General features: G+C 63.3%; 30 protein-coding genes and 1 tRNA gene. 15 read left to right on the forward strand and 16 right to left on the reverse strand.

What is annotated here, in order from left to right:
* Window positions 1-13: 13 nt before the first annotated feature.
* A complete protein-coding gene (gene gndA, locus NVV79_RS20585) occupies window positions 14-1,432 on the reverse strand; it encodes an NADP-dependent phosphogluconate dehydrogenase (protein ID WP_303993530.1) in 1,419 nt (472 codons plus the stop codon).
* A 212-nt stretch (window positions 1,433-1,644) separates the two neighbouring features.
* On the opposite strand from gndA, the gene NVV79_RS20590 reads away from it, so the two are divergent.
* Both NVV79_RS20590 and NVV79_RS20595 read left to right on the forward strand, forming a co-directional pair.
* Window positions 1,645-2,418: an SDR family oxidoreductase gene (locus NVV79_RS20590; RefSeq protein ID WP_303993532.1), complete on the forward strand. Its 774-nt coding sequence runs from the start codon at window positions 1,645-1,647 to the stop codon at window positions 2,416-2,418.
* Between the two features lie 11 nt (window positions 2,419-2,429).
* Window positions 2,430-2,972 (forward strand): gluconokinase, encoded by a 543-nt coding sequence (locus tag NVV79_RS20595; protein ID WP_246132826.1) that lies wholly within the window; start codon window positions 2,430-2,432, stop codon window positions 2,970-2,972.
* On the opposite strand, the gene NVV79_RS20600 is transcribed toward NVV79_RS20595, so the two are convergent.
* The 5 genes from NVV79_RS20600 to NVV79_RS20620 form a co-directional block, all read right to left on the reverse strand.
* Entirely contained in the window at window positions 2,956-3,528 is a 573-nt protein-coding gene (locus tag NVV79_RS20600) for a hypothetical protein (RefSeq protein ID WP_303993535.1), read from the reverse strand. The two genes, NVV79_RS20595 and NVV79_RS20600, sit on opposite strands and share 17 nt — an antisense overlap.
* A 3-nt stretch (window positions 3,529-3,531) precedes the next feature.
* A complete protein-coding gene (locus tag NVV79_RS20605) occupies window positions 3,532-4,476 on the reverse strand; it encodes a DMT family transporter (protein WP_303993538.1) in 945 nt (314 codons plus the stop codon).
* A 73-nt stretch (window positions 4,477-4,549) separates the two neighbouring features.
* Window positions 4,550-5,323, reverse strand: coding sequence for a MerR family transcriptional regulator (locus NVV79_RS20610; RefSeq protein ID WP_303993541.1), 774 nt, complete (start codon window positions 5,321-5,323; stop codon window positions 4,550-4,552).
* 51 nt (window positions 5,324-5,374) lie between these two features.
* Window positions 5,375-5,842 carry a CYTH domain-containing protein gene (locus NVV79_RS20615; RefSeq protein ID WP_303993544.1) on the reverse strand — a complete coding sequence of 156 codons (468 nt, stop codon included), beginning with the start codon at window positions 5,840-5,842 and terminating at the stop codon, window positions 5,375-5,377.
* 2 nt (window positions 5,843-5,844) lie between these two features.
* Window positions 5,845-6,381: a methylated-DNA--[protein]-cysteine S-methyltransferase gene (locus tag NVV79_RS20620; RefSeq protein ID WP_303993547.1), complete on the reverse strand. Its 537-nt coding sequence runs from the start codon at window positions 6,379-6,381 to the stop codon at window positions 5,845-5,847.
* Between the two features lie 115 nt (window positions 6,382-6,496).
* Here NVV79_RS20620 and NVV79_RS20625 point away from each other — a divergent pair, with 115 nt between their 5' ends.
* Window positions 6,497-7,024: a dihydrofolate reductase family protein gene (locus NVV79_RS20625; RefSeq protein WP_303993550.1), complete on the forward strand. Its 528-nt coding sequence runs from the start codon at window positions 6,497-6,499 to the stop codon at window positions 7,022-7,024.
* A 53-nt stretch (window positions 7,025-7,077) separates the two neighbouring features.
* Here the strand turns inward: NVV79_RS20625 and NVV79_RS20630 are convergent, their stop codons facing one another.
* Complete coding sequence (locus NVV79_RS20630; protein WP_303993552.1) at window positions 7,078-7,260, reverse strand: CsbD family protein; 183 nt, start codon at window positions 7,258-7,260, stop codon at window positions 7,078-7,080.
* A 163-nt stretch (window positions 7,261-7,423) separates the two neighbouring features.
* Between NVV79_RS20630 and NVV79_RS20635 the strand changes: the two genes are divergently transcribed.
* Window positions 7,424-8,083 carry an RluA family pseudouridine synthase gene (locus tag NVV79_RS20635; protein WP_303993554.1) on the forward strand — a complete coding sequence of 220 codons (660 nt, stop codon included), beginning with the start codon at window positions 7,424-7,426 and terminating at the stop codon, window positions 8,081-8,083.
* On the opposite strand, the gene NVV79_RS20640 is transcribed toward NVV79_RS20635, so the two are convergent.
* The 6 genes from NVV79_RS20640 to NVV79_RS20665 form a co-directional block, all read right to left on the reverse strand.
* Window positions 8,080-8,364, reverse strand: coding sequence for a hypothetical protein (locus NVV79_RS20640; protein WP_303993555.1), 285 nt, complete (start codon window positions 8,362-8,364; stop codon window positions 8,080-8,082). The two genes, NVV79_RS20635 and NVV79_RS20640, sit on opposite strands and share 4 nt — an antisense overlap.
* The gene (locus NVV79_RS20645; RefSeq protein ID WP_303993557.1) at window positions 8,364-8,744 is read right to left on the reverse strand and encodes a RidA family protein; all 381 of its coding nucleotides are present in this window, start codon (window positions 8,742-8,744) and stop codon (window positions 8,364-8,366) included. The genes NVV79_RS20640 and NVV79_RS20645 overlap by 1 nt, the downstream gene beginning before the upstream one ends.
* Window positions 8,745-8,758: 14 nt before the next feature.
* Window positions 8,759-8,844, reverse strand: a tRNA-Leu gene (locus NVV79_RS20650).
* A 467-nt stretch (window positions 8,845-9,311) separates the two neighbouring features.
* Entirely contained in the window at window positions 9,312-10,124 is an 813-nt protein-coding gene (locus NVV79_RS20655) for a class I SAM-dependent methyltransferase (protein ID WP_303993559.1), read from the reverse strand.
* Between the two features lie 202 nt (window positions 10,125-10,326).
* Window positions 10,327-10,824: a xanthine phosphoribosyltransferase gene (gene gpt / locus NVV79_RS20660; protein WP_303993561.1), complete on the reverse strand. Its 498-nt coding sequence runs from the start codon at window positions 10,822-10,824 to the stop codon at window positions 10,327-10,329.
* 118 nt (window positions 10,825-10,942) lie between these two features.
* Entirely contained in the window at window positions 10,943-11,716 is a 774-nt protein-coding gene (locus tag NVV79_RS20665; protein ID WP_303993564.1) for a molybdopterin-binding protein, read from the reverse strand.
* A gap of 126 nt (window positions 11,717-11,842) precedes the next feature.
* Here NVV79_RS20665 and map point away from each other — a divergent pair, with 126 nt between their 5' ends.
* Complete coding sequence (gene map / locus NVV79_RS20670; RefSeq protein ID WP_303993567.1) at window positions 11,843-12,676, forward strand: type I methionyl aminopeptidase; 834 nt, start codon at window positions 11,843-11,845, stop codon at window positions 12,674-12,676.
* Entirely contained in the window at window positions 12,673-13,434 is a 762-nt protein-coding gene (gene radC, locus NVV79_RS20675) for a DNA repair protein RadC (protein ID WP_303993570.1), read from the forward strand. The genes map and radC overlap by 4 nt, the downstream gene beginning before the upstream one ends.
* Here the strand turns inward: radC and NVV79_RS20680 are convergent.
* Window positions 13,426-14,670, reverse strand: a complete 1,245-nt coding sequence (locus NVV79_RS20680) for a GNAT family N-acetyltransferase (protein ID WP_303993573.1) — start codon at window positions 14,668-14,670, stop codon at window positions 13,426-13,428. The genes radC and NVV79_RS20680 overlap by 9 nt on opposite strands.
* Window positions 14,671-14,784: 114 nt before the next feature.
* Complete coding sequence (locus NVV79_RS20685) at window positions 14,785-15,519, reverse strand: cytochrome c biogenesis CcdA family protein (protein WP_146289434.1); 735 nt, start codon at window positions 15,517-15,519, stop codon at window positions 14,785-14,787.
* Window positions 15,520-15,702: 183 nt separating this feature from the next.
* Here NVV79_RS20685 and NVV79_RS20690 point away from each other — a divergent pair, with 183 nt between their 5' ends.
* The 7 genes from NVV79_RS20690 (at window position 15,703) to NVV79_RS20720 (ending at window position 20,576) form a co-directional block, all read left to right on the forward strand.
* Window positions 15,703-16,536: a hypothetical protein gene (locus NVV79_RS20690; protein ID WP_303993576.1), complete on the forward strand. Its 834-nt coding sequence runs from the start codon at window positions 15,703-15,705 to the stop codon at window positions 16,534-16,536.
* A 120-nt stretch (window positions 16,537-16,656) separates the two neighbouring features.
* Complete coding sequence (gene rpe / locus NVV79_RS20695) at window positions 16,657-17,337, forward strand: ribulose-phosphate 3-epimerase (protein ID WP_303993579.1); 681 nt, start codon at window positions 16,657-16,659, stop codon at window positions 17,335-17,337.
* A 30-nt stretch (window positions 17,338-17,367) separates the two neighbouring features.
* Window positions 17,368-18,702: an adenylosuccinate lyase gene (gene purB, locus NVV79_RS20700; RefSeq protein ID WP_303993582.1), complete on the forward strand. Its 1,335-nt coding sequence runs from the start codon at window positions 17,368-17,370 to the stop codon at window positions 18,700-18,702.
* Window positions 18,702-19,112: a GNAT family N-acetyltransferase gene (locus NVV79_RS20705; protein WP_303993585.1), complete on the forward strand. Its 411-nt coding sequence runs from the start codon at window positions 18,702-18,704 to the stop codon at window positions 19,110-19,112. Before purB ends, NVV79_RS20705 begins: the two co-directional genes overlap by 1 nt.
* Window positions 19,109-19,660 (forward strand): alpha/beta hydrolase, encoded by a 552-nt coding sequence (locus tag NVV79_RS20710; RefSeq protein WP_303993587.1) that lies wholly within the window; start codon window positions 19,109-19,111, stop codon window positions 19,658-19,660. Before NVV79_RS20705 ends, NVV79_RS20710 begins: the two co-directional genes overlap by 4 nt.
* Window positions 19,657-20,064 (forward strand): GNAT family N-acetyltransferase, encoded by a 408-nt coding sequence (locus NVV79_RS20715; RefSeq protein ID WP_303993590.1) that lies wholly within the window; start codon window positions 19,657-19,659, stop codon window positions 20,062-20,064. The genes NVV79_RS20710 and NVV79_RS20715 overlap by 4 nt, the downstream gene beginning before the upstream one ends.
* A 227-nt stretch (window positions 20,065-20,291) precedes the next feature.
* The gene (locus tag NVV79_RS20720; protein WP_303993593.1) at window positions 20,292-20,576 is read left to right on the forward strand and encodes a DUF1344 domain-containing protein; all 285 of its coding nucleotides are present in this window, start codon (window positions 20,292-20,294) and stop codon (window positions 20,574-20,576) included.
* A gap of 65 nt (window positions 20,577-20,641) precedes the next feature.
* Here NVV79_RS20720 and NVV79_RS20725 read toward each other — a convergent pair whose 3' ends face one another.
* Window positions 20,642-20,965: a DUF1476 domain-containing protein gene (locus tag NVV79_RS20725; RefSeq protein WP_303993596.1), complete on the reverse strand. Its 324-nt coding sequence runs from the start codon at window positions 20,963-20,965 to the stop codon at window positions 20,642-20,644.
* A 218-nt stretch (window positions 20,966-21,183) separates the two neighbouring features.
* Here NVV79_RS20725 and purC point away from each other — a divergent pair, with 218 nt between their 5' ends.
* Window positions 21,184-21,948, forward strand: coding sequence for a phosphoribosylaminoimidazolesuccinocarboxamide synthase (gene purC / locus NVV79_RS20730; protein ID WP_303993599.1), 765 nt, complete (start codon window positions 21,184-21,186; stop codon window positions 21,946-21,948).
* 9 nt (window positions 21,949-21,957) lie between these two features.
* On the forward strand, window positions 21,958-22,200 hold the full coding sequence (purS, locus tag NVV79_RS20735; protein WP_303993602.1) for a phosphoribosylformylglycinamidine synthase subunit PurS: 243 nt from the start codon (window positions 21,958-21,960) through the stop codon (window positions 22,198-22,200).
* Window positions 22,201-22,270 lie beyond the last annotated feature (70 nt).

The following is a 22,270-nucleotide window of genomic DNA, read 5'->3' on the forward strand; positions in this document are numbered from 1 at the left end:
GGCTTTTCGTTTCTTACTTGCCTAGCGTGCTGGGCCAGGTGCCGTGCAGGTCGCTGCCGCGGCCGGCGATCTCGAATCCATGCGCACCGAAGAAGTCGCGCTGCCCCTGGATCAGGTTGGCCGTGCCCTGCGCCTGGCGGTAGCTGTCGAAATAGCTGAGCGCCGCCGACAGGCAGATCATCGGGAATTCGCCGACGGCGGCCGCCGCGACCACCTTGCGCAGGCTGGGATGGCTGTCCTTCATGATGGCCACGAAATCGGGCACCACGAGCAGATTGGCATTGCCGCCCTTCTCATAGGCGGCCGACATCTGGTCGAGGAAGCGCGAACGGATGATGCAGCCGGCGCGCCAGATCTTGGCGATGGTGGCCAGCGGCAGGTTCCAGCCGTTTTCCTCGGAGGCCTTGGCGATCACCGCAAAGCCCTGCGCATAGCTGACGATCTTGCCAGCCAGCAGCGCCTTTTCGAGGTCGGCCAGGGTCACATCGGTCTTGGCGCGGTTGGGCTTGCCGTAAATGCCCTCGGCCGCCACGCGCTCATCCTTGCGCGACGAGATCGAACGAGCAGCGACCGCACCTTCGATGGCCGTTGCCGGTACGCCCATCTGCTGGGCGGCGATGGCGGACCAGACGCCGGTACCCTTCTGGCCGGCCTTGTCGAGGATCAGCTCGACCAGCGGCTTGCCTGTCGGCCCATCCACGGCGGCCAGCACATGGCCGGTAATTTCGATCAGGTAGGAATTGAGCGGACCCTTGTTCCATTCCTTGAACACTTCCGCGCAAGCGGTTGGATTCATGCCCAGGCCGTCGCGCATCACGCCATAGACTTCGGCGATCATCTGCATGTCGCCATATTCGATGCCGTTATGGATGGTCTTGACGAAATGGCCCGCGCCGCCTTCACCCAGATAGGCCACGCAGGGCTCGCCGTTGAACTTGGCGGCAATGGCGGTCAGCACCGGCTCGGCATTGTGCCACTGCGCCTTGGACCCGCCGACCATGATCGAGGGACCATGGCGCGCGCCCTCCTCACCGCCGGATACGCCGACGCCGAGATACCCGATCCCCTTGGGCTTGAGATAGTCGAACCGGCGCTGGGTATCGGTGAATAGCGAATTGCCGCATTCGATGATGGCATCGCCCTCTTCCAGATGCGGCAGCAACTGCTCGATCATATCGTCCACCGGCTGGCCGGCCTTGACCATGATGATGATGGAGCGCGGGCGCTTCACCGCCGCGACGAAATCGGCCAGCTCATACTTGGCGATCGTCTTGCCATCGAGGCCTTCCTTCTTGGCCTCGGCCACGAATTCGTCGATACGCCCGGAAGACCGGTTATGGACCGCGATAGTGTAGCCCTTTTCGGCAATGTTGAGGGCGAGGTTGGAACCCATCACCGCCAGGCCGATCAGGCCGATATCCGCAGTCGACATACAAGCAGTCCTTCCGAGATTTCTTCGACGCATGCACTTAACGCATGGCGCCGAACCTGACCACAAACCAGTCCCCGACGGAAGTCGTATTTACGGGTTTTTGAGCAAACCTCCGCTTCATGTATGGAAGATTTTTGCCGCATGGGTTCCAAACTTGCCACTGGCCGGCCCGTCCTCTAACAACGGCAGTAGTCAGCCATGGATAGTGCGACATGACCAGCATCGCCGACCAGTTCAGCCTCGCCGGTAAACGTGCCCTGGTGACCGGCTCCAGCCGCGGCCTCGGCTATGCCATGGCCGCCGCCCTGGCCGGTGCCGGCGCCGCCGTGGTGCTCAATGCCCGCGATACCGTCGCCCTCGGCGCCGCCGCACAGGACCTGACCGCATCAGGCGCCACGGTCAATGCCGTGGCCTTCGACGTCACCAGCCGCGACAGTATCGATGAGGCCGTAACCCATATCGAGAACGAGATCGGGCCGATCGACATCCTCGTCAACAATGCCGGCATGCAGTTCCGCTCCAGCCTCGAAGCCTTTCCGCCCGAACGGTTCGACCAGGTCATAGCAACCAACCTGACCTCGGTCTTCAATGTCAGCCAGCCGGTGGCCCGCCACATGATCGCCCGCGGCCGCGGCAAGATCATCAATATTTGTTCGCTGCTCTCTGAGCTGTCGCGTCCGTCGGTCGCCCCCTATGCCGCCACCAAGGCGGCCGTCGCCAATATCACCCGCGGCATGGCGGTCGATTGGGCCCGCCACGGCCTCAACGTCAACGGCATCGCACCGGGCTATTTCGCCACCGAGCTCAACGAAGCCCTGCTCAAGGACGACAAGTTCAACGCCTGGATCGAGACCCGCACGCCCATGGGCCGCTGGGGCCAGCCGGAAGAACTGGGTGGTGCAGCGGTCTTCCTCGCCTCCGAGGCCGCGCGCTTCGTCAACGGCCACATTCTCTATGTCGATGGCGCTTTCACCGCGACCGTCTAGGACAGGACGCCATGCCGCTTACCCCATCTCGCATCATCATCGCCATGGGCGTCAGCTCGTCGGGTAAATCGACCGTTGGCCAATCCATCGCGCGGCGCCTGCATGTGCCCTTCCTCGATGGCGACGGCTACCACCCCGAGGCCAATGTCGAAAAGATGCGCGCCGGCATCCCCCTCAACGACGAGGACCGCTGGCCCTGGCTGGAACGGCTGGCCACCGCCCTGCACGAAGCCGCCGACCGCAAGGGCGCTTCCGTCGGCGCCTGCTCGGCACTCAAGCGCGCCTATCGTGATTTCCTGGTCGAAAAGGCCGGCGAGCCCATCACCTTCGTTTATCTCGATGGCTCCCGCGACGTCATCGGCGAACGCATGGCGCGGCGTCATCACGAATACATGCCGGCCAGCCTGCTCGACAGCCAGTTCGCCACCCTCGAAATCCCCGATCCGGAAACGGAAAATGTCCTGGCCGTTCCGGTTACCGATAGTGTCGAAAAGATCACCCAGACGGTGACCAAGGCACTCGACCACCTCAAGACCTTCAAGCGCTGGCAATAGACCGTCGGCGGGCCAGCAAAGCTGCGCCGCGCGGCGCCAGCCGGTAGCCGATTTCAAGGCTCTCCGTGAGCCCCAGCGCCTTGAGCTGGCGCACTCTGGCTTTCAACTTGAGCTTGTCGAGACCCACCTCGTCCGCCAATGATTGCGCCAGCCGGCCCGGATGAGCCTCGATCAGCAGCAGCATCTGCTCGGTCCAGGCTTCCCGTGCATCGAGCCGCGCCAATGCCGGTTCCACCGCATCCAAATCGTCCATCGACTCGCGCAGCGCGATACGTGGATCAGCCCCACCCGGCCGCACTTTTATGCGGTGGAGCACGCCCGGCTTGCCCTTGTCGAGCCAGGTTTCCAGCGCCGCAAGATCGGCGAAGCCGGCTCGACTGAGATCATCGGCCGAGACCGCCGCCAATGCCACGACGTCGACGGCGTCGATGGCCAGCACACCCTTGGCCGTCACCAATGTCCCGCCGGTCTTGACCGTAGGCCGCGTCCAGCGCCGGAACAGGATATCGACCCGCCCGGCCCAGATCGCATCGAGATCGGCCGACCGGATCAGCATCGCCTACTCCGCTGCCACGGGCTTGGCGACGAAACGGCCCTGGCCATAGGCCACCAGCGCCGCCGCCCCGACCACGACCAGCGCCCCGCTGACCGACCAGATATCGAGCGCCACGCCCAGCAGTGCCAGGTCGAACAGGAAGGCCCAGATGATGCCCGAATATTCATAGGCCGCGAGCAGCGATACGGGCGCGCGGGCCACCGCCTCCATCATCAGCACATGGCCGACGCCGCCCAGCACGCCTGCCCCGGCCAGCAGCATGAAGGCATAGGTGTCGAGCTCGGCCCAGCCGAACAGCGCCGTCGCCAGCCCCACCAGGCTGCAGATCACCGCGAAGCTGAGGGCAATGCTGGCCGGCGGATCGGTTCGCGTCAGGTCTTTCACCTGCACGCGCGACAGCGCATTGGTCGCCGCCATCGCCACGCCCGCCGCCACCCCGATCAGCGTGCCATCGCGCACTTCCGCACCGACCAGAGACGGATAGAGCATCAGCAATATGCCGGCAAAGCCCAGCACCACCCCAACAAAGATCACGGCACCCGGCCGCTCGCGCAGGAACGTCATGGCCGCCACGATGGAGAGGATCGGCGCCAGATAGCTCAGCGCCGTAGCCAGCCCTACCGACAGATAGGCCAGCGAGATGAACGAGAAGAACATGACAGCGCAGCCCAGCAAGCCCCTTATCAGGTGTTTGTGCGGGTATTTCGTCCGCAGCGACGCGCCAAGCTGGCCGCGAAACGCCATGTAGATGACGATGGGAATGAGCGCGACAAAGCTGCGCCAGAACACCAGCTGCCCCACCGGGGCAACCTTGGCGGCTTCGTGAATGGCGGCAGACATGGCCGCCATCACGATGAGCGCGACGGTGGCCAGCCACAATGCAGCGGCGGGATTCGGCTTGGTCATGCGCCAGCCATAGCGCTGCAGCGTTTGCAGGAAAAGTGGCAACCACTTTTCCGGTTCGAAAACGCGACGAAACAGATCGGCGCCGGCCTGTCACGCCGGCGCCCCTAACCTGTCGTCAGTCAGCCTGTCGCTTGGCCCATGACCGCATGGCGGTGATGAGATAATCGGCAAAGCCCGGCGCGATGGTCTCATAGCGCGCCCGGAAATCGGGATGCTCGTAGATATCGGCCAACCCGGCATAGGCCGCAGGCGCGCATTCCCGGCCCCACGACTGCGCAACCCAGGCGCGGTGGCGCTCGATCATGGGATCGAGGCTTGCTGCCTGTGGCGGAATTCCCAGGCGCAGGCCTTCGGCCAGCCCCTGCTCCACCGCTTCGAGTTCCTTCATCGCAGTCGCGATTTCGTCCTGGCTCATATCCGACATGGCCTTGCGGCTGCGCTCGATCTGCGCCTCCATATCGCTGCCGTAACGGTCGATGAGCCACTGCTCGTAGGCGGCCTGCTCCTCGGGCGATACCACGCCCGAATACAAATCTGCGTCCTTCATGGCGCGATCTCCTTTCAGTCTGGCGATCGTGCGGTCGATCGTCTTGACCATTCTGGCGTATCGCTTCGCCTGTTCCTCAAGCCGCTCGCGCTGCTTTTGCAGCGTGGCCAGCTTGTCGAAGCCCGGCGCATCGAGAATGGCCGCGATTTCCGCGAGCGGAATATCGAGCTCCCGATGGATCAGGATCTGCTGCAGGCGCAGCAATTCCTCTTCGCCGTAATAGCGATAGCGATTGTCGCCAGTGAACGCGGGCTTCAGCAGGCCTATTTCGTCATAGTGATGCAGCGCCCGCACCGAAATGCCGGCAAGCTGCGCCAATTGATTGACTGTGTAGGTCTTCATCTGTCCACGTCTCCGCAAGACAGGTGGATAGTCCCTCACGCCGCGTCAGGGTCAACCCGGAATGGCATCGGCGCGAGAAAGGCTCGCATTATTGTAGCGATCGTCCTGCGTCACCTCGGCCCCCACCCAGTCGGGTAACGCCACTGCTTGCGCCTCGTCGTCCAGTTCTACCTCGGCAAGCACCAGGCCCTCATGCCGCCCCAGGAACACATCGACTTCCCAGGTCAGCCCGCCATAGGGCACCAGATACCGCCGCTTCTCGACTACATGCGGCTCGGCCATGGCCAGCAACTCGCGCGCATCCGCGATAGGAATTTCATATTCATATTCAGCGCGCGAAATGCCCTCCACCGCGCCCTTGAGCGTCAACACGGCCCGCTCATCGTCCGTGCTGCGTACGCGCACGGTGGCCTTGGCATTCGATGACAGATAGCCCTGCCGCAGCAGCGCGCTACCCGTGGCTATTGGCTGCCAGGCATCGGAAACGACCAGGAATTTCCGTTCGATCTCCCTTCCCACGCTCAGAACCCGAACGTCATCTGCCCGGCCGGCGTACCCACCGAAACGCCCTCCAGCTCGAGCATCCTGAGTTTGGATTCCGCCCCGCCCGGCGCCGAAAAGCCGCCCGGCTTGCCATCGCTGGCCAGCACGCGATGGCAGGGAATGATCAGCGGGATGGGATTGGCCCCCATCGCGGCGCCCACCGCCCGCGACAGCGTCACGTCGCCCAGTTCCCGCGCCAGCGCACCGTAGGTTGTCGTCGCCCCCCAGCCGATCCTGACCAGCAGGTCATAGGCCCTCCGGTTGAATACGGGCACGCCATGCAGATCCAGTGGCACCTCGGAAAAATCCACCGCCTCGCCCTCGGCATAATCCTCGATGCGGTTGATCACCGCCTCAATCGCCCGTGTGGGCTCGCCGGACCGCGCATCGTCGCGATTGATCCGCTGCAGCAATGCCGGCCGATCCAGCCCCGGCAACTGCACGCGCGCCACCCCGGCGTCAGTCCAGCCGATGCCGAATTCACCCAGCGCCGTATCGAAAATCGTGGTTTCCATTGGCAGACCTTATGATCCGAACACGCCGCTTTCCAGACCTACCGCCCTGCTACTGACAGATCCTGTCGCCAGCATGGCCCAAATATCCGGAAACCCACCTTGCAGGAGCACGCGCATGGCCCGGATCGTCGGCTATATCGCTACCAGTCTCGACGGCTTCATCGCCACGCCCGACGAGAATCTCGATTGGCTCACCCAGCAGCCCGACCTCAATCTCGGCGAGCACGATTATCGCAATTTCATCAACACGATCAGCACGGTAGTCATGGGCCGCGCCACCTATGACTGGATCGCAAAGTATCCAGGCGAATGGGAATACGAAGGCAAGCGCGTCATCGTCGTCACCTCGCGGCCCATCGACAATCCCAAGGGGCCGCTGGAAACTCGTTCGGATGTCCCAGCCCTCATCGCAGAACTGCGTGCCCTCGATGACGGCAATGTCTGGATGCTGGGCGGCGGCAAATTGCAGATGGCCTTCATGGAGCGCGGCGCGCTGGACGAGATCGAGATTTACGTCATCTCCGAGATCATCGGCGGCGGGCTGCCGCTGTTTCCGCCGACGGGTCTGCGCGCCTCCCCCAAGCTGGTCTCGGCGCAGAGCTTCGGCACGGCCTGTGCGCGCCTGCACTATCGCTTCGGCTGAAACGCCGAAGGCCGCCCCGATGGGACGGCCCTCGTTCAATTCTACCGTATGGCTCAGCGTTTGAGGGCGTCGCGCGCCGCGTCCTTGGCCTCACCAACCTTCTGCTGAACCTTGCCGACAGCCTTGTCGAGCTTGCCCTCGGCCTGCAGCTTCTCATTGCCGGTCAGGCCGCCGGCGGCGTCCTTCAGGGCACCCTTGACCTGCTTGCCGGCGCCTTTGACTTCATCCTTGTGCATGACTGCCTCCTTGGGGCTGATGTTGCGATAAGCAACGGCCAAACTCGCGGGATGTTCCGTTAAATCGCTGTCATGCCGCACAAAATATTGTCACCCAAAGCGCGTCCCAGCCGGCATTGGCCAAATCCGCCATGGTCTGCTACACGGCGCCATGCCCGGACCCATGCCCACCCTGCTCGACTACCACCCCCCGCTCGAGCCCTATCTCAACGTCCTCCATGTCGACGACGACATCCTGGTCGTCGACAAGCAATCCGGCCTCCTGAGCGTGCCGGGCAAGGATCCATCCCTCTGGGATTGCATCGAATATCGCGCCCGCCAGACATGGCCCAGGGCTGGCATGTGCCACCGGCTCGACAAGGACACGTCGGGCGTCCTCGTACTGGCGCTCAACAAGCGCGCCCATGGCCGCATCGGCAGCCAGTTCGAGCACCGCAAGACCACCAAGGCCTATATCGCCCGCGTCGCAGGGCTTATCGAGCACGATAGCGGCCTGGTCGACCTGCCGCTGGCGACCGATTGGGAAAACAAGCCACGCCAGCGCGTGGACCATGAGAACGGCCGCCCATCGCAGACCGAATGGACCGTGCTGGAGCGCGAGGCCAACGCCACCCGCGTTCGGCTGCACCCCCTGACCGGGCGCACGCATCAGCTCAGGGTTCACATGAAGGCTATCGGCCATGTGATTCTGGGCGATGCCTTTTATGCCGATCCTGAGAGTTTCGCTGCCGCCGACCGCCTGCAATTGCATGCCGCTGAACTGGGGCTGACCCACCCGACGTCAGGCGAGTTCATGACCTTCGTCGCGCCCACGCCCTTCTAGGCTTCACCGAGATAGCTCACCTCGATGCGCTGGAACAGATGGCCCGGCTTCATCGTATCGAGCCATTTGCGGAAATCGGCCACATCCTTGAACCCGGCGCGCCGCGCCTCGGCCTCGCTGACATCGGTAGGCTCCATGTCGGTGATGGCGCCGATCTGCAGCAGGCCCACCTTGGTCTTGAGTGTCCCGCCGGACTTGACCGACGGACGGCTCCAGCGCCGGAACACCAGGTCGACCTTGCCTTGCTTGATCTCTTCGAGCAGTTCGCGCTTGAGCAACATCAGTCCAGTACCGCCTGTGCCGTGATTTCGATCCGCAGGCCCTTGGCCAGCAATTCCTTGACCACCACCGTCGCCCGCACCGGAAACGGCTGCCGGGTGAAGAATTCGCGATAGACCGCGTTCATGCCGGCGGCATCGGCGCTGTCGATGAGGAAAATCTGCACCATCACCAGATTGGCCAGCGTGCCGCCCGCCGCCTTCACCGCGATCTCCAGATTCTGGATGCACCGCCGCGCCTGGGCCTCGATGCCGCCTTCGACGATCACGCCCGTGTCAGGATCCTCGGCAATCGCCACCAGCCACAGATGCTTGCCGGCCCGCACCGCATCGTTGATGGGCGACGACGACGGCGCAATGCCGGTTTCAATGCGTTCGATCATAAGGCCTCCAGTCCTGGTGCGGGCGGCGGGACTTGAACCCGCACGGGGCTACCCCCTCCGGATTTTAAGTCCGGTGTGTCTACCATTCCACCACGCCCGCGTCGGCTCGCAGGTAGCATGGGGGAAGGGTGATGCCAACGTCATTGGACGTTCTGCGGGCAACAGAAAACGCCGCCCGGCCAATTGGCGTCGCGGTTGCACGGTAACGGGCGGCCATCGGGCCTTCCGAAACAGGGTAGAACGGTCCAATGGCCGCCCGTCACGAGCCGGTTTTGCGCGGGGTATGGTTCAGGCGACACCGTTATTGCAGGCGCGGCTGCCGTATTTCCCCCCACTGGACAGGCGCCCCCGTCCCCCGGTCCTCCCGCCCGGCCCTGCGTCGGGGCCGCGTGTATGGCGGGAATAGGCAAGAGTATGCGGGAGGTTTTGGAGATGGGGATAAGTTTTTGTGGCGGCGACCAGCGACGCTGGTTGAGCGGCCGCTTCCGACCCCATCCTGGCCATTCGAAGGTACGGTGGACACTCCCGAAAGCAGCCGTAGTTGAACCTAATACCCATTATGGAACGTCAGCCAGATGCTGAACGGCGAGCCATATAGAGCATCGTGGTTATGTTGCGCGTCACTTGATTGTCGAAATCCTCTCTGGCAATGCGCTCCAACTCGGCCAAGACGGCCTCACGATCCGGGCGCAGACTGACATTGGAATAACTGGCGTACAGCTCGACGGTTTGCGCTGCATCCAACACCACAGACCATGTGCTTCGATGCCAATCGATGCTGTCGAATGCCCCTGTTGCATTGATCGCTGACACGCGAGCATCTACGTCGGCCCCGAACTCTAGGCGAGAATGGCCATCATTCGAGGGGTTGGTTGGGCCACTTGAAAGCAAATCCAGCGTGGCTTCGTGAAAGGGATCAGGTTTGGAGGGATTGCCGTAAATGTTCCAGAACGGAGCCCACCATCCACCACCTCGGAGGGCTCTGGCGATTTTGGCTAGGGCGGCATCTTCATCCAACCAGTGAAACGCCGTCGCGCTTGTGCCAAGATCAAAACTGGAGCTGCCAAGCTCGACATCTTCGAAGGCACTGTTGACGACGCGGAGAGCTGGCTGCACTGTCCCTCCTTCCAAGAAAGTCGCTAAGCGAGGATCAGGTTCAATCGCGAGAAGCGGATTTACACCCAACGTCAGAAGCTGTCGCGTAGCCTTGCCCGTGCCTGCTCCAATCTCGAACGCAGCGGTGCCTTGATTAACCCCGCAGTGTGAGTGAAGCGTCTCAAACACCCAATCGGGATAGTCAGGCCGCGATCTGTCGTAACTGGCAGGATTAAGGCCAAAGGCAGTTCTTCCCGTTTCTTTGGCCAGTGATGAAGCGCTCATTAAGCTTCCCTCCCTAAGGTGCAAAACTCAAGATATTTGCACTGCTTCGTTCCTCCTGCAATCTCAACTGCCTGAATGGTGCATATCTCAGGTTCAAGAGAACGATCGGTCGGTGCGGAGATAATCTCTGGCTTGGCGCCTACCACCTGCCAGAAGCGGACAGTCGGTAATCCACCCCAAATCGGACGCTGCGGGTTTGTCGTCAGTCCGTCCCGCCCGAGATCGGCGCCACATAGGCCACGTCGAGGTCCCATGGGAAGAAAATCCAGGTGTCCTGGCTGACTTCGGTGATGAAGGTGTCGACCAGTTCGCGGCCCTTGGGCTTGGCGTAGACGGTGGCGAAATGGGCGCCGGGAAGCATTTCGCGGACGACGCGGGCGGTGGAGCCGGTGTCGACCAGGTCGTCGACGATCAGCACCTTGCCGCCATTCTTCGCCACGTCGAGGATCGGCTGGCTGATGGGCTTGAGCACCTGGATGCCGCCCTGGTTCTGGTGGTCATAGCTCTTGACGGCCACGGTCTCGACCGTGCGGATATTGAGCTCGCGCGCCACGATGGCGGCCGGCACCAGCCCACCGCGGGCAATGGCGACGACCGCGTCGAACGAGCCCATGCCGGCCAGCCGCCAGGCCAGCGCCCGGCTGTCGCGGTGGAACTGGTCCCAGGTCACGGGGAACGACTTCTGGTTCGGATTGCTCACGGTTCGAGGCTCCTGCGCCGGCGCCGCCCAGCGCCGGGATGAATGAGAAGGATCGTGCTTAGCAAACCTCGGCCACCGCGCCAATCGCCCTGCGCGATTATGCCCAGTAACCGCGCGGTCAGTAGACTTCGTCAGGCGGCGGCACACCAGCTCTGGCATGCGCCGCAGCCACCATCTCGCGCACCTTGCCGGCCGCCTCTTCCAGCCGGGCCGCATCGGACGAGCGCAGGACCAGCTCAGTCATCACCCGATCCTTGCCCATCTGCGGGTAGCTGCCCATCTTGACGTCAGGATATTGCGCCTGCAGTGCGCCGAGCGGCCCGCCCAAAGTCCCCTCGCCCACCGCGGCCCTGATGGCCACCGACAAGACCTTCTTGCCGCCCTTGAGCACCGGCACCAGCGCCTCGAGCATGGCCCGCATGATGACAGGCACGCCGGCCATGACATGCACATTGCCGATGCGGAAGCCTGGGGCGGCGCTGACGGAGTTCACGATGAGCGAGGCGCCTTCGGGAATGCGCGCCATGCGCAACCGCGCTTCGTTGACCTCGGTGCCGGTCTGCTTCCAGCGCGTTTCCAGCATGGCCCGTGCCTCGGGGTGGATTGGCAAAGCCACGCCGAACGCCTTGGCGATAGCGTCGGCGGTGATGTCGTCATGCGTCGGGCCGATACCGCCGGTGGTGAAGACATAGGTGTAGCGGGCGCGCAAGGCGTTGACGGCATCGACGATATCGTCTGTCTCGTCGCTGACCACGCGCACTTCCTTGAGGTCGATCCCCAGATCGGTGCAGAAATCGGCGGTGGCGCCGATATTGACGTCCTTGGTCCGCCCCGAAAGGATTTCGTCGCCGATGACCAGGAGGGCGGCGGTAACGGTGTCTGGACTGGACATGGCAAAATTCCGTGGCTTGCTGCCCGTCAGCAATGCCCTTGCGCGATATCGGCGTCAAGCGAGCGCCCCACCCTTCCAATATCAGGGGCAAGCGACTAATTTGACAGTAATTCTCCGGAGTCCCGCATGATTACCTTCGTCGATGCCCCTGCCAAAGCCCGCCGCACCCCCGGCGTCATTCCGCTGCATGGCAGTGAAGGCTTCGAGGGCATGCGCAAGGCCGGGGCACTGACCGCGCAGGCGCTGGATATCCTCACCGAATATGCCGAGCCGGGCGTGCCCACCTCCACGCTCGACAGGGTCGCCTATGAATTCGCCCGCGATCATGGCGCCGTACCGGCCACCATTTTCTACAAGGGCTACCGTCATTCGCTCTGCACCTCGATCAACCACGTCGTCTGCCATGGCATTCCCGACGAGCGCCCGCTGCGCGACGGCGATATCGTCAATATCGACCTGACCCTGGTGGTTGATGGCTGGCATGGCGATTCCAGCCGCATGTATCCTGTCGGCGAGATTTCGCGGAAGGCCGAGCGGCTGATCGAAATCACCTATGCCGGGCTCGAGGCCGGCATAGCTGCGGCGAAGCCCGGCAATACGACCGGCGATATCGGCGCCGCCATCCAGGCCGTTGCCGAGGATGAACGCATGAGCGTGGTACGCGATTTCGTGGGTCACGGGCTGGGCAAGCTCTTCCACGACGAGCCCAATATCATGCATTTCGGGACGCCCGGCACCGGCGTTCCGCTGAAGCCGGGCATGATCTTCACCATCGAGCCGATGATCAATCTCGGCCGCCCGCATGTGAAAATCCTCTCCGACGGCTGGACCGCCGTGACGCGTGACCGGACGCTGTCGGCCCAGTGCGAGCATTCCATAGGCATTACCGAGACCGGCTGCGAGATTTTCACGCTCTCGCCCGCCGGACTGTTCAATCCCATGGCTGCGCGGGCAGCATGAGCAAGGAGCGGCGCGACGCGTTCGCCGAAGCCAGCTATCCGACGCCGAGCGGGGACGATAGCCGTTCCGGCAATCGCCCCGAAGCCGACGACCAAGCCGGCCACCGCCAGCGCGTGCGCACCCGCTTCCTCAAGGTCGGCGGCGATGCGCTGGAAGATTACGAATTGCTCGAACTGGCTCTTCAGCTAGCCATTCCCCGGCGCGACACCAAGGCTTTGGCGAAGACGCTGCTGCGGGAATTCGGCTCCTTCTCGGGTGTGTTCAACGCCAGCCAGGCGCGGCTGGAGAAGGTCGAAGGGCTGGGGGCCACCTCGGTCGCCCATATCAAGGTGATCCAGGCCGTCGCCGCCCGCTTCGGCCGCGATCGCATCGACAATGAGCAGCCGATCCTGGGTTCCTGGAGCCAGTTGATCGATTATTGCCGCAGCCAGATGGCCTTCGAATCCATCGAGCAGTTCCGCATCCTGTTCCTCGACAAGAAGAACCGGCTCATCGCCGACGAGGTGCAGCAGACCGGCACCGTGGACCACACGCCGGTTTATCCGCGCGAAGTCATCAAGCGCACGCTCGAACTCTCCGCCACCGCGCTGATCCTGGTGCATAACCACCCATCGGGCGACCCTTCGCCGTCATCGGCCGATGTGCGGATGACCAGGGAAATATCGGACATAGCCAAGCCCCTGGGCATAACCCTGCACGATCACATCATCATCGGGAAATCGGGCCACGCCTCGCTGCGCGGCCTCAAGCTACTCTGATTTTTCGGCCGCGACGGGGTGGCTCGCACCGGTGATCCGGTCGAATATCTGTCGCCCGCCGCGCACCGCGGCCTTCAGCTGCGGATTGGCCTTTATGGCCGCCCGCATCTTCTGAAACACCCGATGCGCCTTGACGATCACCGCGCCTTGCAGCGTCAAACCAACATAGTGCTGGCGCAGCGGCATCTGCACATTGCACCAGTGCCGCTTCTCGTCGGTGAAGCCGCTCCCCATGTCGAAGACGCGGATGCCCTGGTCGAACACCGTCTGCATCACCCATAGCAGGCATTGCTTGCCGGGCGAGCCGTTCTGGATAGCCAGATCGTCGCTCATCGAGGAGATGAGGCAGAACATGCGGTCGTTGTGGACCACGTTATAGCGCACGGCGACGATCTGGCCATTGAGCCGCAGGATATGCAGCCGCACATCGACGCCGGAGCCGGCCTTGGCCAGGTCGTGATAGAAACCGATCAACCCGTCACGGACAAAGGTATCGCGGATGCCCATGGCCTTGAAGCGGGCCGAGCGCTGGATGAACATGGTCTCGATGGCGCAGCGCGTATCACCGCCATTGCGCACTTCCTCGAAGCTCACCTCGCCCATGGCGCCGAGCCGGTCCCCCTGCTGCCGGTCATGCTTGCGGCGTGACTTGCTGCGCTGCAGGCGATCGCATTCTTTCCAACTGGAATATTCCGAGCGATAGAGCGTCTCGACGGTCAGGGTAGCGCCCAGTTCGTCGAACAGCCCGCTATGCCCCCCGACCTCGGCCGGGATCGAGCGCAGATAAACCAGGTCGGCGCCATCGAGATGGCTAAACATGGTCTGCCACAGGAGGCAGCGCGCCATCGGGTCGAGCGCCGCAAGACGGCCATAGTTGGAAACGGGTGCATAACACCCGACATTGGCCCCCGGAAACCAGGTGAAGACCGATACGCCGTGAACCTTCTTGCGGTGCAGAGGCAGCAGCGCCACGGCCTCACCATCGACGCAGCCGACGACATAGCGCTGATCCTCCCGCGCTATGCCGTGATGCTGCACCCAGGCATGAATGAAATCGAAGTTCTGCCCGGGCGACTCGATGCCGCCCGCCTGCAAACGCCGCCAGGTCGCTTCCACCACTTCAAGGTCATCAGTGACCTCTGCGGTAATTTCGCCGGCCGCGCGGCTGGTTATCGGCTCGGCGTCGGTGACGGCCCGATTATCCAGCAACGGGGACATGATTTCAAAGGCAGGCATGAGAACTCCTTCGGCCTGCACTTTGCATCAGGCGAAGTAAACCCAAGTTCAACATCTCACGCGCAAATCACGGCGCGTTGCAAAAAACGTTTGAAGGTTAAGCCGGGCTTACCGCTAGCCGAAGGTGGCCAGGACCGGGAAAGTCTCGAGGAACCAGTAGGACAGCCGGGTGAAATTGCCGGTGAGGAACAACACGCCCGTCACCACCAGCAACCCGCCCATGACGCGCTCGACCGTGTGCAGATGCTTCTTGAAGCCCTGGAAGAAGGTCAGGAACGGCCCGATGGCAATGCCGGCCAGAAAGAACGGCACGCCCAGCCCCAGCGAGTAGATGCCCAGCAGTCCGGCCCCTTCCCATGCCGTGTCACGGCTGGCGGCGACAGACAGCACCGCGGCCAGCACCGGCCCGATACAGGGCGTCCAGCCGATGGCAAAGGCCAGCCCCAGCAGGAACCCGCCAAGCGGTCCGCTGGCCATGCCCGGCCCCTGGTGGCGCAATTGCCGGTCGAGCAGGCCGATACGGTAGACGCCGAGAAAATGCAGGCCCATGGCGATGATCAGCACACCGGCAATCGGCGTCAGGATGGGCAGCGCCTGCCGGAAGGCTTGTCCGAAGGCGGTGGCCGTCGCGCCCAGCGTGACGAAGACCACGGCAAAGCCGAGAATGAAGAACAAGGAGGTGAACGCCACCCGCCGCTGCAGGGCGGCCGCACCGGCATCGTCGGCACGCAACTGGTCGAAACTCGCCCCGCTCATATAGGTGAGATAGGGCGGTACCAACGGCAACACGCAGGGGCTGAGAAAACTCAGCACGCCCGCGCCGAACACCAATGGCAGAGAGAATTCCAAGATCGACGCTCCTGTTGCGCCGTGGTTTTACCGCGTCGGAACAACAAAGCAACGCGCCCAGTGTCGCATCGCCGCTTTGTGACCTCCCACAAAGCCGCCGTTTCAGCAGATCTTGCCCGGAAACTTGTGTCAGCCGGGCAAAGCCGACTATTCTGTCCTCCTTTCCGGCACGGAGCGGTTGTGATGGTCAAACCACTGGCTGCGATCCTGGTCATGCTGATGCTCTTCGCAGGCCCTGCGGCGCTCGCCCAGCCGGTTTCATACCCCGAACCGGCCGACCCGCTGCCGGGGCGAGCTGGCGGGACCTATGCCGATCTTGTCCAACTCGTCGCGCCGGGAATCGTCATCGACGGCAGCTCCTATGCCGGGGGCCAGTCGCTCGACATCCGGCATCTGGCCGACTGGGACGATCCGGGCGTGACACTTGCGGCGACGGGCCGGCTGCATATTTCCGCCCTGCCCGTGGGGTCCCAACTGGCCTTGCTGCTCGATTTCGGCACGGCGGCCGACGAGGTCAGCGAGCTCGACATCCTCGCGCTCTTCGATCTCGCGGACACCCCGCGCCTGCTCGACGCGGCCAATGCCAACCTCGATAGAAGCACATCTTTCTCCAAGCCGTTCCCTGCCGGACTCGGCGAAGGAGCCGACCTGCTGCTGATCCAGGGCACACATCACAATTCCGGCCAGGGCTATTCGCTCACGGCCCTGACTCTCGTGCGGGATGGCCGGTTCGAGCTGATCGATACCATTCTCACATTCAGGGAGAACAACTGCGCCTTTGAGCGCAACCAGAATCTCGATGTGAAGCCGATCACGGCGGAGCCCTTTGCCGACATAGTGGCAAGTGTGTTCGAACAGACCGATATTCCGGCAGACGCCTGCACCGACCCCACTCCTCCGGCGGCGGGCACCCGCACCATCACCGTGACCTATCGCTGGGATCCCGCCGCCGGGCGCTATGCCGCCGATTCCGACGCCTTCGACATCCTGGCGCGCGAAAACGAAGCGCGCTTCTGAGACGCGCCTCGCGCGGCGAACCATGCTTTATCCGACGGATAGCTACCCCGGCTGCCCTTGCCCCCCGCCCGCTCCGGCCCTATAGCAGCCTCGTTCCCTACGCGGCTGAGGTGCCCTGCAATGACCACCCGTCCCATCCGCATTGCCCCCTCCATTCTCTCGGCCGATTTTGCGCGGCTGGGCGAGGAGATTGCGTCGATCGACGCCGCAGGCGCGGACTATATCCATGTCGATGTGATGGACGGGCATTTCGTGCCCAATATCAGCTTCGGCCCGCTGGTCATGGCGTCGGTGCGCAAGCTCACCGCCAAGCCCTTCGACGTGCATCTGATGATCGCGCCGGTCGATCCGTATATCGCCGCCTTCGCCAAGGCGGGCGCCGATATCATCACCGTCCATGCCGAGGCCGGCCCGCATCTGCACCGCACGCTGCAGGCCATCCGTGCCGAGGGCAAGAAAGCCGGCGTGGCGCTCAATCCGGCGACGCCAGTCTCGGCGCTGGAAAACGTCATCGGCGACATCGACCTGCTGCTGATCATGTCGGTCAATCCCGGCTTTGGCGGGCAGAGCTTCATTCCGCAAAGCCTCGCCAAGATCAGGCAGGCCGCCGCCCTGATCGGCAACCGGCCCATCGATCTCGAAGTCGATGGTGGCATTACCGCTGACAACGCCCGCGACATCGCGGCCGCCGGCGCCAATGTCTTCGTCGCCGGCTCCTCCGTCTATGGCGGCAATGATGCCGCGACCTATGCCCCGCGCATATCAGCCATCCGCAACGCCGCTTCGACCCGACTCGCCTGAATCAAATTCTGAACCGGAAAGCCCAAGCCCATGATTCCGCGCTACTCCCGCCCCGAAATGGTCGCCATCTGGTCTGCCGAGACCCGATTCGCTATCTGGTTCGAGATCGAGGCGCATGCCACCACCAAGCTGGCCGAACTGGGCGTGGTGCCGAAAGAGTCCGCACAGAACATCTGGGACGTGATGAATGCCCGCAAGGCCGAGACGGGCGACTATGGCTTTGACGTGGCCCGCATCGACGAGATCGAGCGCACGACCAAGCATGACGTCATCGCCTTCCTGACCCATCTCAGCGAAATCGTCGGCCCCGATGCGCGCTTCGTGCACCAGGGCATGACCAGTTCGGACATTCTCGACACGACCCTGTCGGTGCAGATGGCCCGCGCGGCGGACCTCTTGATATCGGACGTGGATGCCCTGCTGGCCGCGCTCAAGCGCCGCGCCTTCGAGCACAAGAACACGATCACCATCGGCCGCAGCCACGGCATCCATGCCGAGCCGACCACGTTCGGCGTCAAGCTGGCCGAGGCCTATGCCGAATTCACGCGCAACCGGGCGCGCCTTGTCGCGGCGCGGGCTGAAATCGCCACGGCCGCCATTTCCGGCGCCATCGGCAGCTTCGCCAATATCGATCCGCAGGTGGAGGAGTATGTCGCCGAAAAGCTCGGGCTGAGCGTGGAGCCGGTCTCGACCCAGGTCATCCCGCGCGACCGCCACGCCATGTTCTTCGCCACGCTGGGCGTCGTCGCCTCCTCCATCGAGCGCGTCGCCGTGGAAATCCGCCACCTGCAGCGCACCGAAGTGCTCGAAGCCGAGGAATTCTTCTCGCCCGGCCAGAAGGGCTCGTCGGCCATGCCGCACAAGCGCAACCCGGTTCTCACCGAAAACCTCACCGGCCTGGCCCGCCTGGTGCGCGGCATGGTGACCCCGGCGCTGGAAAATGTCGCTCTCTGGCATGAGCGCGATATTTCGCACTCCTCGGTGGAGCGCATGATCGGCCCCGACGCCACCGTTACGCTGGATTTTGCACTGGCCCGTCTCACCGGCGTCATCGACAAACTGGTGGTCTATCCCGAAAACATGCGGAAAAACCTCGACCTGCTCGGTGGGTTGCACAATTCGCAGCGCATGCTGCTGGCGCTGACCCAGGCCGGCTATAGCCGCGAGGACAGCTATGCCGCGGTGCAGCGCAACGCCATGAAGGTGTGGGAGCATCGCGGCGACCGCGCCGGACTGTTTGCCCAGAACCTCAAGGACGATCCGCAAGTGACTCTTGATGATGCACAAATCGACGCCATGTTCGACGATGCCTACCACCTCAAGCATGTCGATACGATCTTCAAGCGGGTGTTCGGCGAGGCGTGATGGCGATCACCTACGCACAGGAAAGCGGTCTCACTGCTGAGGAATATATCGGCGTTCTCGGTCAGACCATCATGCGCGACAGGCGGCCGCTTGCCAACACGGCACGCATCCAGGCCATGCTCGACGGCGCCAATTTCGTCGTCACTGCCCGCGATGACGGTGGCACGCTGGTCGGCCTCGCCCGCTGCATCACCGATCATGCCTGGATCTGCTACTGCGCCGAACTGGCCGTGCGCGACAGCCATCAGGGTCAGGGCATCGGCCGGGCGATACTCGACAAGGCCATCGAACTGCTCGGCCCGCGCATCGGTCTCACCCTGATGGCCGACAAGGAAGCCGTCGGTTTTTATCAGAATATCGGCATGGAGCCGGCCAGTGGCTTCTGGCGGCCGAGGACCGACCGCTCATGAAGATTTCCGAATGCGATATCCTCGTCCTGCCCGGCCTCGGCGGCGGTTCGCCCGGTCATTGGCAATTCCGCTGGGCCGAGCGCATGGCCAATGCCGCCATCGTCGAACAGGCCGACTGGAACGAGCCCGAGCTCGATGACTGGGTCGATACTATCGACCAGGCCTGCCGACTGACCACGCGGCCGGTCGTGCTGGTGGCTCATTCGCTGGCGGTTTCCGCCGTCGCTCACGCCGCGCCGCGCCTGCCGGACAATGTGCGCGGCGCCTTCCTGGTCGCGCCGACCGATATCGAACTCAGCCCCGCCGTACCGCCGGAAGTGGTGCCGTTCCGGCCCATTCCGCGCGATCCGTTCCCCTTCCCCTCCATGCTGGTTGCCTCCACCAACGATGTCTATTGCAGCGTCGACCGCGCGGTGGAATTTGCCACCTGCTGGGGTTCGGATTTCCACCTGGCTGGCGAAGCCGGCCACATCAACCTCGCCTCGGGCCACGGCCCCTGGCCGGAGGGCCTGCTGATGTTCACCCGGCTGATGCAGAGGCTGAGATGAGCTACGAGCTGATATCAGGCACGCCCAGCGTCGAGGACTATCGCCGCCTGCGCAGGGTCGCGGGACTGAGCGAAAAATCGCAGGCGGCGGCCGAGGCCGGCCTGCCCAACACCTGGCATGCCGTGATGATCCGGCATGACGGCCGCACGATCGGCATGGGTCGCGTCATCGGCGACGGCGGCACCGCCTTCCAGATCGTCGATATCGCGGTGGAGCCGGAGCACCAGGGCAAGGGATTGGGCAAGCGCATCGTCGCCGCTTTGGTCGAACACCTGCGCGTCCATGCCCCGGCCAGTGCCTATGTCAGCCTCATCGCCGATGGCGATGCGCAATATCTCTATGCCAAATATGGCTTCGCGCCCGTCATGCCCGAATCCATCGGCATGGGGATGCGGATCGGCTGATCGCCACCGCTTTGCCGCAAACCCACAGGCCTGCCCCAAATCTTGGCGAAAATGGTCGCCGGCAGCATTAAATCTTCTTAACTTGAGGCCGCGCTTTACCGGGCCTAAACCACCTCTCGCTGGTTTGGAGACGCCGGCGGGACCGATCGAGCCCGCGACGCGACGGCCCCCGAAAACCGGCCGACAAGGGCCCCGCGCGGCCCGATCCGTCTCATGGAGACATCATCATGCGCAAATTCATCATTCCCGCTTTCATCGCCCTGCTCGCCGCTGCCCCTGGCGCAGCTTTCGCGGCAACGGCAGCGCCGGCCGCCGCCACCGGGGAACAGACCATAGCGGGCACGGTCAAGTTCTTCAGTACGACCGCGCGCTCTTTGGAGCTGGCGGATGGCTCCTGGTACTACCTGCCGATCAGGTTCAAGACACCGGACCTCAAGGCAGGCGACAAGGTGACCGTGCACTGGAAAATGGATGGCAGCGCCCACGACGTAACGGCCATCGACGTGGGCTGATCGCCGCCAACAAAAAGGGGAGCCGGTGCGAAACCGGCTCCCCTTTCGCATTCAGACGCGTGCGGTCAGCCTTCGGCGGCGATCTGCTCGTTGGCGACATTCACCAGGCTCGCCATCTTCTGGCGAATCACGTCCTCGCCGATGGTGAGGCCCTTGGCCTTGAGATCGCCGGAAACCTTGCGGAACACGTCCTCGTCACCGGCTTCCTCGAAATCGGCGGCCACCACTTCGGCAGCATAGGCATTGGCGGCGTCGCCGGTATGGCCCAGCAGTTCGGCAGCCCAGAAGCCGAGCAGCTTGTTGCGGCGGGCTTCCGCCTTGAATTTCTTTTCGGCGTCGAAGGCAAACTTGGCCTCCTGGCCCTTCTGCCGATCCTCGAACTGGCTCATGCAAACTCTCCCGCTTGTCTCTGTCAGTGTCGCCGCTCCGGCGTCGCCAATCGACATAGGGGGTCTGGCTTGCCAAATCAACGTCCGGCGCTGCGACCTTATGCGCCCTGCGATCGGCGGCCATCCCGGTCCACCATGGAAAAGAGCTTGCATTTTTGCTCACTTCTGGCGCATGAAGCGGCCGAATTCTCCCCTCCTCCAACGGTCCCGGATTCCCAATGAACCGTCGTCGCAAAATCTACGAGGGCAAGGCAAAGATCCTGTTCGAGGGTCCCGAGCCCGGCACTCTGGTTCAGTATTTCAAGGACGATACGACCGCCGGAGACGGCGCGCGCCACGAAATCATCGACGGCAAGGGCGTGCTGAACAACCGGATTTCCGAGTTCGTCTTCACCAAGCTCAACGGCCTGGGCATCCCGACTCACTTCCTCAAGCGCATCAACATGCGCGAACAACTGATCAAGGAAGTCGAGATCATCCCGCTCGAGATCATCGTGCGCAATTATGCCGCCGGCTCGCTGGTCAAGCGCCTCGGCCTCGAGCCCGGCACCCAACTGCCCCGCTCGATCATCGAATTCTGCTACAAGGACGATGCTCTGCACGACCCCATGGTCAGCGAAGAGCACATCACCGCCTTCGGCTGGGCCACGCCGGCCGAGCTCGACGACATCATGAGCCTCGCCATCCGCGTCAACGACTTCCTGACCGGCCTGTTCATGGGCGTCGGCATCCAGCTCGTCGATTTCAAGATCGAATGCGGGCGCCTCTATGAGGGCGACCTCATGCGCATCGTGCTGGCCGACGAGATCAGCCCCGATAGCTGCCGCCTGTGGGACATCAAGACCCGCAACAAGATGGACAAGGACCGCTTCCGCGAAAATCTTGGCGGCCTGATCGAAAACTACCGCGAGGTCGCCCAGCGCCTGGGCATCCTGGTTGAAACCGACAATGCGCTGACCACCGGTCCGCGCCTGGTCCAGTAGGATATGGCAATGAAGGCTCGTGTCACCGTCACCCTCAAGGCTGGCGTCCTCGATCCTCAGGGTCAGGCCATCGAAGGCTCACTCAAAAGCCTTGGCTTTTCCGGTGTTGCAGCGGTGCGTCAGGGCAAGGTCTTCGACCTCGTCCTCGACGGAACCGACGAAGCGGCAGCGCGTTCCGCCCTTACCAGCATGTGCGAAAAACTGCTGGCCAATACCGTGATCGAAAACTACGCGGTCGAAATCTCAAATTAACGCCTTCGGGCGATACTCCACGTCGCGCCGCGTACTGGCGCAGGACCACACAGCCATGTTCAAAACCATT

The sequence above is a fragment of the Devosia ginsengisoli genome (genome assembly GCF_024707105.1).
GTDB classification, from domain to species: domain Bacteria; phylum Pseudomonadota; class Alphaproteobacteria; order Rhizobiales; family Devosiaceae; genus Devosia; species Devosia ginsengisoli_A.

Bases quoted from the DNA above. Each gene is read 5' to 3' on its own strand.
- gndA (WP_303993530.1), bottom strand. From the start codon at position 1,432: ATGTCGACTGCGGATATCGGCCTGATCGGCCTGGCGGTGATGGGTTCC.
- NVV79_RS20590 (WP_303993532.1), top strand. From the start codon at position 1,645: ATGACCAGCATCGCCGACCAGTTCAGCCTCGCCGGTAAACGTGCCCTG.
- NVV79_RS20595 (WP_246132826.1), top strand. From the start codon at position 2,430: ATGCCGCTTACCCCATCTCGCATCATCATCGCCATGGGCGTCAGCTCG.
- NVV79_RS20600 (WP_303993535.1), bottom strand. From the start codon at position 3,528: ATGCTGATCCGGTCGGCCGATCTCGATGCGATCTGGGCCGGGCGGGTC.
- NVV79_RS20610 (WP_303993541.1), bottom strand. From the start codon at position 5,323: ATGAAGACCTACACAGTCAATCAATTGGCGCAGCTTGCCGGCATTTCG.
- NVV79_RS20620 (WP_303993547.1), bottom strand. From the start codon at position 6,381: ATGGAAACCACGATTTTCGATACGGCGCTGGGTGAATTCGGCATCGGC.
- NVV79_RS20625 (WP_303993550.1), top strand. From the start codon at position 6,497: ATGGCCCGGATCGTCGGCTATATCGCTACCAGTCTCGACGGCTTCATC.
- NVV79_RS20630 (WP_303993552.1), bottom strand. From the start codon at position 7,260: ATGCACAAGGATGAAGTCAAAGGCGCCGGCAAGCAGGTCAAGGGTGCC.
- NVV79_RS20635 (WP_303993554.1), top strand. From the start codon at position 7,424: ATGCCCACCCTGCTCGACTACCACCCCCCGCTCGAGCCCTATCTCAAC.
- NVV79_RS20640 (WP_303993555.1), bottom strand. From the start codon at position 8,364: ATGTTGCTCAAGCGCGAACTGCTCGAAGAGATCAAGCAAGGCAAGGTC.
- NVV79_RS20645 (WP_303993557.1), bottom strand. From the start codon at position 8,744: ATGATCGAACGCATTGAAACCGGCATTGCGCCGTCGTCGTCGCCCATC.
- NVV79_RS20655 (WP_303993559.1), bottom strand. From the start codon at position 10,124: ATGAGCGCTTCATCACTGGCCAAAGAAACGGGAAGAACTGCCTTTGGC.
- NVV79_RS20665 (WP_303993564.1), bottom strand. From the start codon at position 11,716: ATGTCCAGTCCAGACACCGTTACCGCCGCCCTCCTGGTCATCGGCGAC.
- map (WP_303993567.1), top strand. From the start codon at position 11,843: ATGATTACCTTCGTCGATGCCCCTGCCAAAGCCCGCCGCACCCCCGGC.
- radC (WP_303993570.1), top strand. From the start codon at position 12,673: ATGAGCAAGGAGCGGCGCGACGCGTTCGCCGAAGCCAGCTATCCGACG.
- NVV79_RS20680 (WP_303993573.1), bottom strand. From the start codon at position 14,670: ATGCCTGCCTTTGAAATCATGTCCCCGTTGCTGGATAATCGGGCCGTC.
- NVV79_RS20690 (WP_303993576.1), top strand. From the start codon at position 15,703: ATGGTCAAACCACTGGCTGCGATCCTGGTCATGCTGATGCTCTTCGCA.
- rpe (WP_303993579.1), top strand. From the start codon at position 16,657: ATGACCACCCGTCCCATCCGCATTGCCCCCTCCATTCTCTCGGCCGAT.
- purB (WP_303993582.1), top strand. From the start codon at position 17,368: ATGATTCCGCGCTACTCCCGCCCCGAAATGGTCGCCATCTGGTCTGCC.
- NVV79_RS20705 (WP_303993585.1), top strand. From the start codon at position 18,702: ATGGCGATCACCTACGCACAGGAAAGCGGTCTCACTGCTGAGGAATAT.
- NVV79_RS20710 (WP_303993587.1), top strand. From the start codon at position 19,109: ATGAAGATTTCCGAATGCGATATCCTCGTCCTGCCCGGCCTCGGCGGC.
- NVV79_RS20715 (WP_303993590.1), top strand. From the start codon at position 19,657: ATGAGCTACGAGCTGATATCAGGCACGCCCAGCGTCGAGGACTATCGC.
- NVV79_RS20720 (WP_303993593.1), top strand. From the start codon at position 20,292: ATGCGCAAATTCATCATTCCCGCTTTCATCGCCCTGCTCGCCGCTGCC.
- NVV79_RS20725 (WP_303993596.1), bottom strand. From the start codon at position 20,965: ATGAGCCAGTTCGAGGATCGGCAGAAGGGCCAGGAGGCCAAGTTTGCC.
- purC (WP_303993599.1), top strand. From the start codon at position 21,184: ATGAACCGTCGTCGCAAAATCTACGAGGGCAAGGCAAAGATCCTGTTC.
- purS (WP_303993602.1), top strand. From the start codon at position 21,958: ATGAAGGCTCGTGTCACCGTCACCCTCAAGGCTGGCGTCCTCGATCCT.